Source organism: Actinoplanes sp. NPDC049598 (genome assembly GCF_040675435.1).
Classification (GTDB): domain Bacteria; phylum Actinomycetota; class Actinomycetes; order Mycobacteriales; family Micromonosporaceae; genus Actinoplanes.
Genome location: NZ_JBFAOX010000042.1, coordinates 1 through 15,424, shown reverse-complemented (window position 1 = coordinate 15,424; position 15,424 = coordinate 1). Strand labels below are relative to the sequence as shown.

Here is a 15,424-nt window from a genome sequence, read left to right as displayed (position 1 = left end):
ACCCCAACGACGATATACCGACGGCGGGCGTCCTTGGGCCTGTCCACACCTGGATCGGCTCTGGCCTGGCGTGGTCTTGTGGTTCCGACCTGTCCTGAATCGGCAGCCCAGACAGCCCTGCGGACCATTCGCGCCGACCGCCCCCTCGTTGGCAGAAATGAGGTTCAGGAGTCCGCTCGCGGGACGACCAGCCATTCGTGCGCGCTCCTGGCCGTCGCGCGGAGTTGCGGATGCTCCTGCACGATTTCGCGCTGTCGCTCAGCAGGCAATCCGAGTTCGTGCAGCACGTTGAGGATCACAACGGCTGTGGTTACCTCTACGACGGCGATCAACTCCTCAACGGAGTGATCCGGGGTTCCGCCTTCGTGAGCCAGATCGTTCCGGGCCCGAGTGGTCCGTTCCGCCCATCGATCCACGTCCGGTACCAGTAGGTCGACCGCCTTACTGTCAGGACGCGCAGCGAGCGCGTACAGCCGGTCCCGCAAGGTCACGTTGTTGCGGATGGCTTCCTTGAATCTCTTCCGATGCCCCTCGGGCACCTGGGTCAACATCGCTTGGCGGATCTGCTTGAACTCATTTGCGGGCATCGGGAGTTCTTCGATGCCGAGACGGCGATGCAGCACCTCGGCCGCGCCCACCGCCGTCAGAAGATTGCTCTCGATATAGCGAGCCGGCGCGTAGCGGAGCCCCAAGATCATGTTGGTCGCCGCCTGCAGCCGCCCATGCGCTTCACACCAACGAGGAACGACTTCCTCGAACGGAAGCGACGCGCACGTGAAGAACACACGGTGGGGGTCGATGGCCTTGGCATCGCGGCTACCGAGCGCAGAGGGCGTGTAGAGCACATCGGTATCTCGGCGCAGCGCAGGACGGTCGCCAACCGGCACAGATCTCGCCTCCGCCAACTCCAGTCGCAGCCAGAGCACCCCGGCGGCGCGGTGTGTCGCGAGAGCGATCAGATCTTGTACCAGGCTGGCCGCGTCCAGTGCGCCCTTCAACGAGAACGGGTCCGCAGGTACGGTTCGCACGAACGTGGTATCTCGCATGCGGCCGATGGTCTCGCCCCTCCGCTGGTCGAAGAACGGCAGCGTGTGCCGGTGCGAGAGGCGAAACTCAGTGCCATCGACCATGACCGACTGGGCCTCCGGCGGCTTCACGGAGATGTTTCCGCTTCCGTCCGGTTTGCCATCGGGGGCCCCGAGAAAGCCCTGGAACACCGACGAGGCTCCCCAGATCCCAAGATCCTCGACCGACACCTCGGCCGCAGCAAACGCTGCGTCGTCTTCGCCGCTGACGTGTGCTCCGATGAGCGCCGTCCCCGCCTTCACGGTTTGCTTGTTCGGGCTCTTCACTCGCGCACCAAAAGTTCGCTTGCTGCCGCTCGGGACACAGGCCAGAAGGGTTATCTCGCGTTGCTCGGCCGCACCATGAATCACATCCCATGTCCGGTGTCCCTCATGGACCATCTCGACGCCAGGCGAAGGGCTCGAAGTAATGCGGTCCTCGAACGCGCCGATCAACGACAGCACCAGGCCGTTCCCCGGCTCGTACCGGAGCACACCGGGAATTTGCTCGTCAGGGTCGTCCGACAACCACCAGAGACCTGCCCACTCGGCGGACTCGTCGAGGTTCAGAGGATCGTTCGCCATCGTGTTCGCTCTCGCTAGTTTTAACCCTCATGCGACCTTACTGGCCGTTTGCAGCCGGACGAAGCCCTACCCGGACGGCGTACGCAACCGTCCCGCGGAACGACGAAACCCACGGGTTCGCCCCCTCACGGGCCGTAAAGGCGAGCCCACGACGCTGTCCAGTAAAGCCTCCTAAGGGTTCCGGGCCTTTCCGCCGCCCAGACTCGGCTAGGTTGACCGGCGTTGCCGTTCGAGCAAGCGCGAGCCGGAGGCGGGTGAAGGGGCAGTGCCGACCTTGTCAGAGCTGATGCCACAGTTGGCGTTGGTCGTGTCCGATCCGCTGGACGGACAAGACGTTCCCTTGTCTACTGAGGGTGCCGTAGTAGTAGCGATGGCCATCGCACGGGCAGGCCACGGCCAAAAGCAGGTCATCGAGGAGCTGACGCGTACAGCCCTTCGTGACCTCGATGCCAACCGGGTTCGGTTGTCGCCGCGCCTACTTGCGGTGTGGCGTGTAGTGGCAGTCCAGGAGGCTGCCCAGATTGCGCTAGTGCACGGCGACTTCGACGGGGTGTGGTACTGGCTCGTCGCAGGCATGGGTGGCGACGCTGATGGCGCGTCCGCCACGGTCGACCTCACCGGCCTGCAGGTTCTCCTTGAGGATTCTGTATCCGGAAACGTTACGGCAGAAGACCTCCTCGGGTATTTCTCCGCGCCTTGGTTCAACATCGCAGTCCATGCTGGCTATCTCACCGATATCCTGCGGCGATGCGATGAGCCCATGTTGCTGGCGCTACTGCGCGCGAGCCCTTCAGATGCCGTTGGGTGGGCTGTAGTTCAGGGACTAACGTGGATGCGCCAGCAGGGCAAGCACTCGATAGTGGCTGTTGCCGCTCAGTGGTGCTGGCAGGCGGCGAAGTCCCGGGCATTGTCGGGCGATCTACGAATCGAGCTGCTCTACGCGGCGTATTTCGCCCTACCCGCTGGTCCAGAGCGGCGCAAGGCTTTCGTTTCGTTGTACGAGGCGCTACCGACGGGCGTACCCCCGCTGATCCGCTTGGAGGTTCTGCTCGGCGGATGCGAAGGCGACCCTATCCGGCTGGCAGTGGTGTTTGCCGACGTGCTCGCCGGTATTCAGGCGATGTGGGCTGAAGAAGCGCGGTTTCTCGATCCCACTGCGCTCGGGCTTCGGCGTGAGCGCATGTTCAACCTGGTGTCGCCAGCGTTGCGGAGTTTGGCCGAATCGGGACACGCCGGGGACTGCATACGGATGGCCCGAGCGTGGTTTGGAGTGCCTGGCGAACCAGACGCTGCGCTTGTCGAGACTACGGTGCTCCTGCTCGACACGGATGAGGGAATGCGCTGGTGCTGGGAGGGCGGCAGTCACCTCATGCCGCAGATGTCATCGCTAACCACCATCACCGATGTCATCAACGCCGCGCGGGGTTCATCGCTGGTCACTTCAGGTTCTGCCGGCAGGCCCTCTCGCCGGGTCGCCACCGGCGATCAGGATCGTTCTGCCGGGCTCGCACTAGCCGCCGCAGCGCGCCAGTACCTCGACGTCAATCTGCCCGACCAGGCCCTCGGCGTTCTCGCGTCCAAGTCACTGCTGCTTCCGTTGTCGCCGCACTGGCTGCCGTATCAGGCGTTGATCCGGGAACGCTGGAATCCACCGAGCCTCTGGTCGAGCCTGATGGCACCGCGTCCGGACAGATGGATCGACCGGTTGGTGTTCCTAGAAGGGGAGACGAGGCTGGCGAGTACCGAGTTCCGCCTCGTCTCGTCACTTCTTGGGCAGGTGGGGTGCAACATCACGCATGTGCCGACCGCGGATTTCACCGCGGACACTCTGCGGAGAATCTGTGGTGACGACTCGTTCGACGCGATCTGGATAGCGGGTCACGGCTTAGCTCCAGTTTTCCGGCCGGGCGATGCTCACCTAGTCCTTCCCAACGGGGACAAGATCTACGCGCGAGACCTGCAAGAGCGCCCTTCATCGGAAGGCCGACGGCTGCTGGTCGTCAACACTTGCGACGCCGGCGTCACGGCCGTCTCCGGAAGCCCTTCACAGCGCGGGCTCGCTGCGGCGGTAGCATCCGGTTCACAGGCTGTGGTCGCCCACCAATGGGCAGTCGCCGAAAAGTCCGCCGCTCTCTTCGGGGCGGCCCTGGCGCTCCATTTGATGGACAACATGGCCGACTCCAGGTCGGCATTCAGCGGCACGCTGGGGTTCATCCGCCGGCCATGGTCAGACATCAGGTCAGCGCTGATCGACCGCGGGTGCGCAACTGGAGACGTCGATCTGCTCGCCCCTGAAGGTGGAGAGCTGGACAATATCTTCGACTACGGCTCGCCCGCTTTCTTAACCTGACTACGAATCCGCTCTGCCGGCAAGACAGCGCCAGCTCGTCCATGTCCCGCTCGACACGGGCATCGTCTCGCGCCGGTTCTAACTCCACGTCACCGCTAAGATCTGCTACTGAGCCCTCGCCCTCGGGGACTTGTCGTGTGACTGGATGCGGTAGACGAACAAACTGGGATCACTTCTATCCGTTGTACGGCGAGCCGGACGGGCAGCACTTCGAGTGCTGGACGATGCTGGCCGCGTGGGCCGAGCAGACGTCGCGGGCCGAGATCGGGGCGCTGGTCACCTGCAACACGTACCGCAATCCGGAGTTGCTGGCCGACATGGCCCGCACCGTCGACCACATCAGCGACGGGCGTCTCATTCTGGGCATCGGTTCCGGCTGGTTCGAGAAGGACTACCAGGAGTACGGGTACGAGTTCGGCACCGCCGGCGGGCGGCTGGACGACCTGGCCGAGGCGCTGCCGCGGATCGAGTCGCGGTTCGCCAAGCTGAACCCGGCGCCGACCCGCAAGATCCCGGTGCTGATCGGGGGTGGCGGCGAGAAGAAGACGCTGCGGCTGGTGGCCAAGCACGCCGACATCTGGCACAGCTTCGGCGACGCCGAGACGATCGAGCGTAAGACTGGGATCCTGCGGGAGCACTGCGCCACCGTGGGCCGCGACCCGGCCGAGATCGAGCTTTCCGCGGGTGTCGACGGTGACCCGGCCGAGAAGGGTCAGGCCCTGCTCGACCTGGGCGTCACGCTGTTCACCGTAGGCACCGGCGGCCCCAACTACGACCTCAGTGAGCTCCGCGCCTGGATCGCCTGGCGCGACGGACTCCGGTCGAGCTGAGGAACGAGCTCCTAGGACAATTGCCTGCGCGCCGGCCCCGGCCGGGTCGGCGGGCAGACGTTCGGTCGCGCCGCGGGTCGGCGTCACGGGCGACACCGTGGTCTGGGTGGGCCTCGCCGTCACCGCCGACGGCGACGCGATCGGGCACGCCCTGCTGCGCCGGCACGGCCCCGACCTGGAGCTCAAGCGGATGTACGTCGCACCCGCCTGGCGCGGCCGCGGTCAGGAGGGCCGCTGGCTTCTAGGGTTTGATCATGACTTCTCGACCTGTGCGTATCGGGGTGCAGCTGCAGCCGCAGCATGCGGACTAAAAGGCCATTCGGCGGGCGGCGGCGGAGGCGGAGGATCTGGGCGCCGACATCCTGTTCAACTGGGACCAGATTGTCTCGCTACCACGTCCAACGGTGTGACTAGGTAGCAAATCGGGTCTGATCAGGGGTTTCTCTCCAGCATCCGGTCACGCGACCGACAGACACGGCGCGGGCATCCCGGCTGAGCCAGTCCTCCTGGTCTCATACGCCCGCATCAGCGTCGCGAAGAAGAACCGGAAGGGCAAGTTCCGGCACTTCGAGATGGGCGTCAACAACCAGCATCGCGAGAACGGAGAGATCGCCCAGCGCTTCGGGTGCCAGGTGGTCTGTGAGATCACGGACAACAACAAGAGCGCCTCGAAGGACGATTACCGCGAAGGGTTCGAGGATCTGATCTGGGCGCTCGCGCATGGTGGCAAGTGCCGCAGGCCGGGCCACGATCACGTCATCCGCGGCGTCATCGTCGTTGAGCAGAGTCGTCTTGCCAGGAAGTTCTGGCATTGGGAACGATTCACTGACAACCTCACGTCAGTGCCGGACCGCGTGTACATCCAGACCACCTCGCTGCTCGACCCCTACGGCGAGGGGTTCGAAATGATGGGTGCCCTGGAGATGGTCGGCAACAAGAGGGAGCCGAAGAAGACGAGCATCCGCGTCGCCCGAGAGCACATGAGCCGTGCTCTCGCCGGGGAGCCTGTCCCAGGACGCCGCCTGTTCGGCTACCGGGAGGATGGTAAGTACAAGCATCCCAAGGAAGCGACCTACGCCGAGGAGATGATCAAACGGGCCGTCCGTGGTGACTCGCTCAGCTCGATCACCCGCTGGTTGCAGAACGCGGGCGTGAAAACCAGCACCGGCGGCGAGCGGAGGCTGCCGGCCGTTCGCTCCTGGTTACGGAACCCGAAGATGTCCGGGATGCGCCGCATAAATCGGACGGCTTAATGGTCGTGCACCCAAACTGGCGAGCCAGCACGCCGGCGCGGTGGAGCCGCCGGCCGAATCGCCTGGAGCCGGGGAGTTGGAGGCCGCCCTGGCAGCGCGGGCTGCGCTCCTGTCAGCGTTTGACGACGGTCGCGGTCCGATTGCAGCGGAGACGTTCTACGGCGTTCTCCTGCCAGGTGCGGAGCGGCGGGTCAGGGAGGCCAGGCTGGAACGTGACCGGTGGTCACTGTCCCAACGTCGGCCGACGATCCTGCCGAAGAATCCCCGCGCCGAGTGGGACGACCATGATGGTCTGGGGTGGCGTCAGGAGTTCCTGGCAGACCACATCGTGAGCGTGATCGTGAAGCCGGCATCCCGGGGCAATCAGTTCTGCACCGGCGACTACGACATCATCTGGCGCACCGACTGAGAGACACAGTGAGCCCCGCACCCCGGGTGGGTGCGGGGCTCACTGGGCTCAGGATTACGCGAACTCGGCAAACCGGCGGACCGTCCGTTCAAGGCACTGGGGTCCCATGGGCGGGGCCTCCGCCTGGCGGACCGCTTCGAGGACCTGCGCCATACGGGCGGTGGACAACTGCGGCTCGGTGGAGGGCGGCTTGGGCTGGGCCTTGGTCTTCGAGGTGGCCATCGGGTACTCCGCGGATCGGACGGGTCAGGACCCGTACGTCCTCGGCAGTCGCACGATCGAACCGGGGAACCTCGTCTTCGTGCAGTCCACAGCCGTGCACGTTTCTGTCACGGTCAACATCAGCCTGGCGGGTGCCGAGAATGGAGGCGAAGCAACAACCGTCCAGGCCGATGGAACCCCGATGAACGCCTCACACCTCGCGAACACTCGTCACAGCGTCACTTTAAGGTGACCGCGTATACCAGCACGACGCTCAACCTGACGGCTGAGAACCTCACCGCTATCCGCGACTACCTTTCTGCTCCGGCGAACCAGCGTGTTGGACCCGGAGCCGACCTCCTCTTGCACGCCGCCTGCACGTACGCGACCGACCTCCCGAAGCGCTGGGTGTCAGGCCGCGAGCCCTGGCGAGATGCGGTCATCTGGCTGACTAGAGGGCGCTGGGGACGCCGATCCGGAAGGCCGGCCGTGCCACGCCTCGATACGCCTTGGCAGGGCACCATCTCGGCGGAGCGACCAGGCTGGCGCACACGCGCGGCGAATCTCCGGGATCAGAGCTGTGAAGGGCTCTGCCAGGGTGATCACGCCTTCGCGGTGGACTACGAAGTCTGCGGACGTTGCCGGATCGGTTGGGTGGAGCAGCCGTACACGCCACCTTCCGTCAGGCGGCATGGCCTGGCGGCAGCCGGTCTCGCTGCTTTGCGGTCTGAGCACCCTGGATTCGCGTGGCATACGCTCGGTGGCCATATCAACGGCTCTTCGGCGTTCTGGGACGCCGTCGGCTCTGACGTGCCTGGCGGCTATCGTCCGCGGTGTCTGCCCGCACATCACTCCCGGCGGTTGAACGCGCCGTACTCGCTTGGCCGGTAACCAAGCCGGGTTGCCGGCCGAGGCATCGGAAGCCGTCGGGTTAGGCTCAGCCCATGATCCGTGCCGTAGCGTTCGACGTCGGTGAGTGTCTGGTCAATGAGACCCGGGAGTATGGGACTTGGGCTGACTGGCTTGGCGTGCCGCGGCACACCTTCTCGGCGATGTTCGGCGCGGTCATCGCGCAGGGCCGCGACTATCGCGAGACGTTCCAGGTGTTCCGGCCGGGCTTCGAATTGACGGAGGAGCGGGAGAAGCGGGCCGCGGCGGGGAAGCCGGAGTGGTTCGGCGAGGACGATCTCTACCCTGACGTACGTTCGGCCCTGAGCGCTCTGCGTACGGCCGGCTTCTGGGTCGGCATCGCGGGTAACCAAACGGTTCGCGCTGGAGGCATCCTACGGTCGCTGGACCTCCCGTCTGACCTGATCGCGACCTCGGACGACTGGGGCGTGTCGAAGCCGGATCTAGGTTTCTTCGAGGCGTTGGCCAAGGAGATGCCCGCATTGCCGGAGGAGACGATCTACGTCGGCGACCGTCTCGACAACGACGTGATCCCGGCTTCCCGTGCGGGCTTCAAAACGGCGTTGATCCGGCGCGGACCGTGGGCGACCATCCAGCAGCATGAGCCCGATGCCGAGCGGGTGCCGACTCTGCGGATCGACTCGCTGGCGGAACTGCCGGAGCGGATCTCGGCCCTTAACGCTGCAGAGCGCTGAGGGTGGTTCGCCAACTGTAGAGCCGGTCGTCGATCTCGCGGACGAAGTCGGTGTCTGCCCAGGGTTGCAGGGTGTGCCGGACCTCGCGGATGCGTTCCATGCCAGTGGCGTACCAGGTGGTGGCCAGTTGGTCGAGCGCCTCGTGAAGGCGCGCGCAGGCGTCCTCGGGCTTGTCCTGGGCGACGTCGACCGCCGCAAGGTCGGCGAGAATGACGGTGCGTTGCTTGCCCTCGTCGTCGAGCAGCCCGGATAGGGCCGTCGTGAGCGTGTCGCGGGCTTGGGCGAAGCGGCCGGCTTTCAGTTGGGTGTTGCCTTTGAACGCGGCCAGCCGGGCTGCGGAGAACCAGGTGCACCACTCCGGCACGTAGTGCTCGGAACTGGCGGCGAGGATCTCTTCCGCGTGTGCGATGACGCGGAGCGCGTCGTTCGGGTGGCCGCAGATGGTGTCGCATTCGGCTTCGACGGCGTCGATCCAGGCGAGGAAGTCGGCGGAGGCGCTTCCCCGGCGAGCATAGGTACGAGCGGCTCGGAGGCGTTCGGCGGCTTCGGTCCGGCGTTGCGCCCAGCCAGGGATGAAGGCGGCGTGGGCGAGGATCGCGGCACCGAGGAGGGCGTCGTCGGCCTCGCCCGCTGCTTGGAGTGCGCGGGCAAAGGTGGCGTCGGCCTCCTCGGGTTTGCGAAGGTCGAAGAATTCGATCCGGCCGGCGAGCAGGAGCGACTCGGCCAACGCGGTGGCCAGCAGCCGGCGGGCGACGCCGTTGGTTTCGGAAAGCAGGTGGAGGCCAAGGCGGGTGTGCTCGACGACCGTGGGGTGCAGTTGCGCGGGCTGGACCGTCCAGTAGAGGCGTCGATGCGCCACCGTGATGGTTGTGTAGTCAGCGCCGATCGTGGGCGGCTGCACGGACGCGGTGGCCTGCGGCAGGGGCAGGCCGCTCGACGGTGTGGCCTGAGAGGATCGCTGCGCCGGGTCCGAGGCCGATGTGTCGGCGTCTCGCCACGGTGGGGTGAATCCGAGTTCCTCAATCGGCATCTTGAGTACGTGCGTGAGTAGCCGCTGATGATCGGCCCGAGGCCAGGGCGGCGTGGGCGACTCCCAACGGCGGATCTGACGGACGCTGACCTCAATCTGCCCCAGTCCGATGCGCGGTGCGGCTTGCGTCAACGCGTTGGCAAACGCCTGCTGGGACGCGTAACCCGCGACCTGCCGAGCCGCCTTGAGCCGAGCATTTCCGGGCGATCCGGGCGACATGGCACACCTCCAGCGTGGCGATCGTCCGCAAGCGTAGAACATGAAGGACTTAATTGGGACACTTCCTCGAACCAATCGAGGCTGCATCGTGGAAAAGTCCTCTTAAAGTCCTCATATAGGCCTTCTCCTTGGCAGACGATTAGGACATCGTGGTGGCATGAGTGATCAACGGGTCGTTCGCTGACGCGATGGCCGATCACTCCTAGTCGAGCGACGTCGCCGAGATCGGCGGGGCTCCGTTCTCTAAAGGGGTGTCATGGCGTCTGCGCAGGTGACGGTGGCGCAAGACCAGAGACTGCGGACCGACGTCGCGCACTCTGCTCGTGTGTACGACTACTGGCTGGGCGGCAAGGACAACTTCGCCGCCGACCGGTTGCTCGCGGAGCAGATCGAGGCGGCTGTGCCCGAGGTGCCGATGATGGCGCGCGCCAACCGCGCGTTCGTGCAGCGCGCCATCCGTTACCTGGTCGGTGAGGCGAAGATCAGGCAGTTTCTGGACGTGGGCACGGGTATCCCGACCCAGCCGAACCTGCACGAAATCGCGCAGGAGATCGCCGACGAGACGCGGGTGGTGTAAATCGACAACGATCCGCTGGTGCTGGTGCATGCTCGCGCTCTGCTGATCAGCAGCCAGGAAGGCCAGTGCGCTTACCTCGACGCTGATCTACGCGATCCCGAGGCGATTCTGTCGAGCCATGAGGTCGCCGACACACTCGACCTCAGTCAGCCGGTGGCAGTGACCCTGGGCTCGCTACTCATGCTCATCGACGATGAAGCGGCCCCGTGGACAAAGGTCGCCGACTTGATGGACGCGATGCCCCGGGGAAGCCATCTCGTCATCAGCCACCCGACCGCGGACATGAGCCCCGACGCGATGGCGCAGATCGTCGCGGTCACCAGCGCGGCCGGATTCACCTTCGTGCCGCGCCCCAAGACCGAGGTCGCTCGCTTCTTCGCTGGGCTGGACCTGATCGAGCCCGGGCTCGCTCCCGTACTCGCCTGGCGTCCCGACGACGTCCCGGCCGGCGACCTCGATTCCGCCTTCTATTGGGTCGGAATCGGCTGCAAGACAGTCTGACCAGGATTAACGCCGTCTGATGATCTCTACGAAGGGAAACACCCGTGAGCGACTCCACCGCCGAGTTCTCCCGCCCCGTCCAGACGGAGGAACCGCCCGGAGACGGCACCGCGAATACCGCCGATCGCGCTGCGCGGCTACGGGCTGACCTGGTCGCCCAGCTCCGCGCCGACGGGAAGATCACCACGGCCGCGGTGGAGGCAGCCGTCTCGACGGTGGCAAGGGAGCGTTTCCTGCCGGCGGACACGCCGCTGGAGATTGCCTACGGCGTCGACAACTCCGTGGTCACCAAACGCGACGAGCACGGGCGACCGATCTCGTCGGTCTCGGCGGCCTACATCCAGGCCAGGATGCTGGAACAGGCCGACCTGCAACCGGGCGCGACAGTGTTGGAGATCGGCAGCGGGGGCCTGAACGCCGCCATGATCGCCGAGATCGTCGGCGAGAAAGGCCGCGTTGTCAGCGTGGACATCGACGCCGAAGTCGTCGACCGCGCCGCCCGGTTGCTCGACGAGGCCGGCTACGGCGGCAGGGTCCGCGTGCTGGCCGCCGATGCGGACGCCGGGCTGCGCGAGCGCTATGCCGACCGGATGCCACCCGGCCGCGACGAGCCGCGCGTCGGCGTCACGGGTGACACCGTGGTCTGGGTGGGCCTCGCCGTCACCGCCGACGGCGACGCGATCGGGCACGCCCTGCTGCGCCGGCACGGCCCCGACCTGGAGCTCAAGCGGATGTACGTGGCACCCGCCTGGCGCGGCCGCGGTGTCGCCACCGCCCTGCTCGACGCCGTCGACGTCGAGGCCCGGCGGCTCGGGGCGCCCCGCGTCATCCTGCACACCGGCGACCGCCAGCCCGACGCCGTCGCCCGGTACACCCGGCACGGCTACCAGCCGATCCCGGTCTACGACCCGTACGTGGGCCTGCCCGGCGCCAACTGCTTCGCCAAGCCCAGGGTAGGGCTGTCCCCCACCCCGCATGGCGGCTAACCCTACCGTTGAGCAGGCAAAACGCGATTGTGAGGAGGGGCAAGAAAGGGTTGGGGCCGAGTCCACGAGGGGCAACCAAGAAGCATCCGCAGCGCGTCACCCCACGAGGAAAGAGGGCCGGCCATGCCGTACATCACCACCCCCGACGGCGTCGAGATCTACTACACCGAGCAGGGCAGCGGGCAGCCGATCGTGCTCAGCCACGGCTGGCCGCTGAGCTCGGACGCCTGGCAGGTCGAGCTCAAGAAGTTCGCCGACGCCGGCTACCGGACCATCGCGCACGACCGCCGCGGCCACGGCCGGTCGCAGAAGACCTACAACGGCAACGACATGGACACGTACGCCCGGGACCTGGCCGCCGTGATCGAGGCGCTGGACCTGCGCGACGTCATCCTGATCGGTCACTCCACCGGCGGGGGCGAGGTCGTCCGGTACGCCGCCCAGCACGGCCAGGCCCAGGGCCGCGTGGCCCGGATCGTCACCGCCGGCGCCGTGCCCCCGCTCATGGTCCGCACCGAGGCCAACCCCGACGGCCTGCCCATCGACGTCTTCGACGGCATCCGGGCCAACGTGCTCAAGGACCGCTCACAGTTCTGGCTCGACCTGTCCGAAAGCTTCTTCGGCGCCAACCACGGCCGCGCCGTCTCCACCGGCGACAAGCAGGACTTCTGGCGTCAGGGCATGCTGGTCAACCTGGCCGCCGCCTACGACTGCGTGAAGGCGTTCTCCGAGACCGACTTCACCGAAGACCTCCAGGCCCTGACCGTGCCGATCCTGATCGCCCAGGGCGACGACGACCAGATCGTCCCCATCGGCGACGCCGCCCTCAAGTCGATCAAGCTGGTGAAGGACGGCACGCTCAAGGTCTACCCGGGCGCCCCGCACGGCATCCAGGGCGACTACCAGGAGCAGCTCGATCAGGACATCCTGGACTGGCTCAAGAAGTAGGGCTCGGGCTCGCCGTCGAGGCGGACCTGATAGCCGGTGGGCGGGCCGGCCGGCTCCCAGACGACACCGACGACCGTGCCGGGCCGGCCTTCCGCCTGGGTTCTGATTCCGGGTGGGAGGCCGCCGTACGCCTCCACGAGCAACGCGTCCAGGGTGTGCCGGGCGCCGTCCAGCGAGCTCCGCAGGCTGGTCGACCGGAGCTCCCGGCCGAGCGTGATGGCGGCGTCGCGTACCCGCCGGTCCTGACTGGTCTCCCCGGCCGTCAAGGCCGCCTCGATCCGCACCCAGAGCTGCCACCGGTCCTGATCGAGCAGGAGGCGGGCGGCCCGGTCGACGGCCGTGCAGGCGATGTCCACGCCGGCGTCCTCGCCCAGCTCGGCGGCCCAGGTCAGCTCATCGGCGGCCGCGAGCAGCTGGGGCGACTCGTGCTCGACCACCGCGTACAGCATGGCCAGGGCGGTCTCCCGGCCGTCGCCGTCGTAGAGCGCGGCCGCCCGCAGCCTCGGGAAGCGGGTGACCAGGTGCGCGGCCCGGCCCAGCGGGAGTTGCGCGGCGAGGTGGGCGTCGCGGACCCGGGAGGCGAAGGGGCGGTGTTCGCGAGCAGCGAACATCCAGGCCCGGTGATCATCGGAGCTCGGCGCGACGGCGCCCGCGGACAACATGGCGGCCGGCGGCGAGACCGTGGCCTGGGCCGCGAGCAGGCGGGCGGCGACCGAATAGGCCACGCCCAGCTCGGCGGCCAGGGCGCGGACGGCCCGCCTGCGGGCTCGGTCGGGGACGGATCGCCGGCTTCGGGTGTCGCTCATCGTGGTCCTCCCGTTGTACGTTGGGAAACGCACCGCGCATGCACGAGCGTAGCGAGGCCGCCCACGCGGGCCACGCGCCGACGCCAAGAGGCTCTGACTCAGCGCACGTCGTTTCCCTGTGCCCACTTCTCCTGGGGCGGGGCGCGTGGGGCTTCGCCACGAGGACGTGAGTGGCATGTTCGAGCGGTTCACCGACCGTGCGCGGCGGGTTGTCGTCCTGGCTCAGGAAGAGGCCCGGATGCTCAACCACAACTACATCGGGACCGAGCACATCCTGCTCGGCCTGATCCACGAGGGCGAGGGGGCCGCGGCCAAGGCCCTGGAGAGTCTGGGCGTGTCCCTGGAAGGGGTGCGGCAGCAGGTCGAGCAGGTCATCGGCCAGGGCCAGGAGGCGCCGGGCGGGCACATCCCGTTCACGCCCCGCGCCAAGAAGGTACTGGAGCTGTCGCTGCGGGAGGCGCTGCAGCTCGGCCACAACTACATCGGCACCGAGCACATCCTGCTCGGCCTGATCCGGGAGACCGAGGGCGTCGCCGCCCAGATCCTGACCCAGCTCGACCTCAACCGGGTACGCCGCGAGGTCCTGCAGCGGGTCTCCGGTGGCGAGAGCACGCCCAGCGAGACTCCGGCTGCCCCGGTGACCTCCGCCATCCTCGACCAATACGGTACGAATCTGACGCAGCGGGCCCGCGACGGCAAGCTCGACCCGGTCATCGGGCGGGAGCACGAGATCGAGCGGATCATGCAGGTGCTGTCGCGCCGGATGAAGAACAACCCGGTGCTCACGGGCGAGCCGGGCGTCGGCAAGACGGCCGCGGTGGAGGGCCTCGCCCAGGCCGTGGTCAAGGGTGACGTGCCCGAGACGCTGAAGGACAAGCAGATCTACACCCTGGACATGGCGTCCATGGTCGCCGGCTCCCGCTACCGGGGCGACTTCGAGGAGCGACTGAAAAAGGTCCTTAAAGAAGTGGCCGTACGCGGTGACATCATCCTGTTCGTCGACGAGATCCACACTCTGGTCGGGGCCGGGGCGGCCGAGGGCGCGATCGACGCCGCCTCGATCCTCAAGCCGATGCTGGCCCGTGGTGAGCTCCAGCTGATCGGCGCGACCACCCTCGACGAGTACCGCAAGTTCATCGAGAAGGACAAGGCCCTGGAGCGCCGCCTCCAGCCGATCCAGGTCGGGGAGCCGACGCTCGCGCACACCATCGAGATCCTCAAGGGCCTGCGGGACGCGTACGAGGCCCATCATCGCGTCTCCATCACCGATGCCGCCCTGGTGGCCGCGGCGACGCTGGCCGACCGGTACATCTCGGACCGGTTCCTGCCGGACAAGGCGATCGACCTGATCGACGAGGCGGGCGCGCGGATGCGCATCCGCCGGATGACCGCTCCGCCGGATTTGCGGGACTTCGACGAGCGCATCGCTCAGGTCCGCCGGGACAAGGAGTCCGCGATCGACGCGCAGGACTTCGAGCGGGCCGCACAGCTGCGCGACAAGGAGAAGCAGCTGCTGGGCCAGAAGGCGCAGCGGGAGAAGGAGTGGAAGGCCGGCGACCTCGACGTCGTCGCTGAAGTCGACGACGAGCAGATCGCCGAAGTGCTGGGCAACTGGACCGGCATCCCGGTCTACCGGCTCACCGAGGAGGAGACCACTCGGCTGCTCCGGATGGAGGACGAGCTGCACAAGCGCGTGATCGGACAGGAGGAGGCGGTCAAGGCCGTCTCCAAGGCGATCAGGCGTACGCGGGCCGGCCTGAAGGATCCGAAACGGCCCGCCGGCTCGTTCATCTTCGCGGGGCCCTCAGGGGTGGGTAAGACCGAATTGTCGCGCAGTTTGGCGCAGTTCCTCTTCGGGTCGGAGGACGCGCTGATCCAGCTGGACATGTCGGAGTTCCACGACCGCTACACCGTGTCCCGCCTCGTCGGTGCCCCTCCCGGTTACGTCGGGTATGACGAGGGTGGCCAGCTGACGGAGAAGGTGCGGCGTAAGCCGTTCAGCGTGGTGCTGTTCGATGAGATCGAGAAGGCCCACCCGGATGTGTTCAACACGTTGCTGCA

11 protein-coding genes and 1 pseudogene are annotated in these 15,424 nt (G+C 66.9%); 9 read left to right on the top strand and 3 right to left on the bottom strand.

From position 1 onward, the window contains the following. Positions 1-164 precede the first annotated feature (164 nt). Positions 165-1,649, bottom strand: a complete 1,485-nt coding sequence (locus AB0J66_RS47030) for a HEPN domain-containing protein (RefSeq protein ID WP_364675248.1) — start codon at positions 1,647-1,649, stop codon at positions 165-167. Between the two features lie 274 nt (positions 1,650-1,923). Here AB0J66_RS47030 and AB0J66_RS47025 point away from each other — a divergent pair, with 274 nt between their 5' ends. From AB0J66_RS47025 to AB0J66_RS47005, 5 genes are all read left to right on the top strand, one after another. Further along, complete coding sequence (locus tag AB0J66_RS47025; RefSeq protein ID WP_364675245.1) at positions 1,924-3,999, top strand: CHAT domain-containing protein; 2,076 nt, start codon at positions 1,924-1,926, stop codon at positions 3,997-3,999. Between the two features lie 41 nt (positions 4,000-4,040). Further along, on the top strand, positions 4,041-4,829 hold the full coding sequence (locus AB0J66_RS47020) for an LLM class F420-dependent oxidoreductase (RefSeq protein WP_364675242.1): 789 nt from the start codon (positions 4,041-4,043) through the stop codon (positions 4,827-4,829). A gap of 428 nt (positions 4,830-5,257) precedes the next feature. After that, positions 5,258-6,082, top strand: a complete 825-nt coding sequence (locus AB0J66_RS47015) for a recombinase family protein (protein WP_364675356.1) — start codon at positions 5,258-5,260, stop codon at positions 6,080-6,082. A gap of 76 nt (positions 6,083-6,158) precedes the next feature. Then, positions 6,159-6,491: a hypothetical protein gene (locus tag AB0J66_RS47010; protein WP_364675240.1), complete on the top strand. Its 333-nt coding sequence runs from the start codon at positions 6,159-6,161 to the stop codon at positions 6,489-6,491. A gap of 1,145 nt (positions 6,492-7,636) precedes the next feature. Beyond that, a complete protein-coding gene (locus AB0J66_RS47005; RefSeq protein WP_364675237.1) occupies positions 7,637-8,296 on the top strand; it encodes an HAD family hydrolase in 660 nt (219 codons plus the stop codon). Here the strand turns inward: AB0J66_RS47005 and AB0J66_RS47000 are convergent. After that, on the bottom strand, positions 8,277-9,545 hold the full coding sequence (locus AB0J66_RS47000) for a hypothetical protein (protein WP_364675234.1): 1,269 nt from the start codon (positions 9,543-9,545) through the stop codon (positions 8,277-8,279). The genes AB0J66_RS47005 and AB0J66_RS47000 overlap by 20 nt on opposite strands. Positions 9,546-9,801: 256 nt before the next feature. On the opposite strand from AB0J66_RS47000, the pseudogene AB0J66_RS46995 reads away from it, so the two are divergent. From AB0J66_RS46995 to AB0J66_RS46985, 3 genes and pseudogenes are all read left to right on the top strand, one after another. Continuing rightward, positions 9,802-10,623, top strand: a pseudogene (locus AB0J66_RS46995) (SAM-dependent methyltransferase). Between the two features lie 44 nt (positions 10,624-10,667). Beyond that, positions 10,668-11,609 (top strand): bifunctional class I SAM-dependent methyltransferase/GNAT family N-acetyltransferase, encoded by a 942-nt coding sequence (locus AB0J66_RS46990; RefSeq protein ID WP_364675231.1) that lies wholly within the window; start codon positions 10,668-10,670, stop codon positions 11,607-11,609. Between the two features lie 123 nt (positions 11,610-11,732). Further along, positions 11,733-12,557 carry an alpha/beta hydrolase gene (locus AB0J66_RS46985; RefSeq protein WP_364675229.1) on the top strand — a complete coding sequence of 275 codons (825 nt, stop codon included), beginning with the start codon at positions 11,733-11,735 and terminating at the stop codon, positions 12,555-12,557. Here the strand turns inward: AB0J66_RS46985 and AB0J66_RS46980 are convergent. Beyond that, positions 12,527-13,363, bottom strand: a complete 837-nt coding sequence (locus AB0J66_RS46980) for a hypothetical protein (protein WP_364675226.1) — start codon at positions 13,361-13,363, stop codon at positions 12,527-12,529. The two genes, AB0J66_RS46985 and AB0J66_RS46980, sit on opposite strands and share 31 nt — an antisense overlap. Before the next feature lie 175 nt (positions 13,364-13,538). Here AB0J66_RS46980 and AB0J66_RS46975 point away from each other — a divergent pair. Next, a partial coding sequence (locus AB0J66_RS46975) for an ATP-dependent Clp protease ATP-binding subunit (RefSeq protein WP_364675224.1) occupies positions 13,539-15,424 on the top strand: 1,886 nt, incomplete at its 3' end.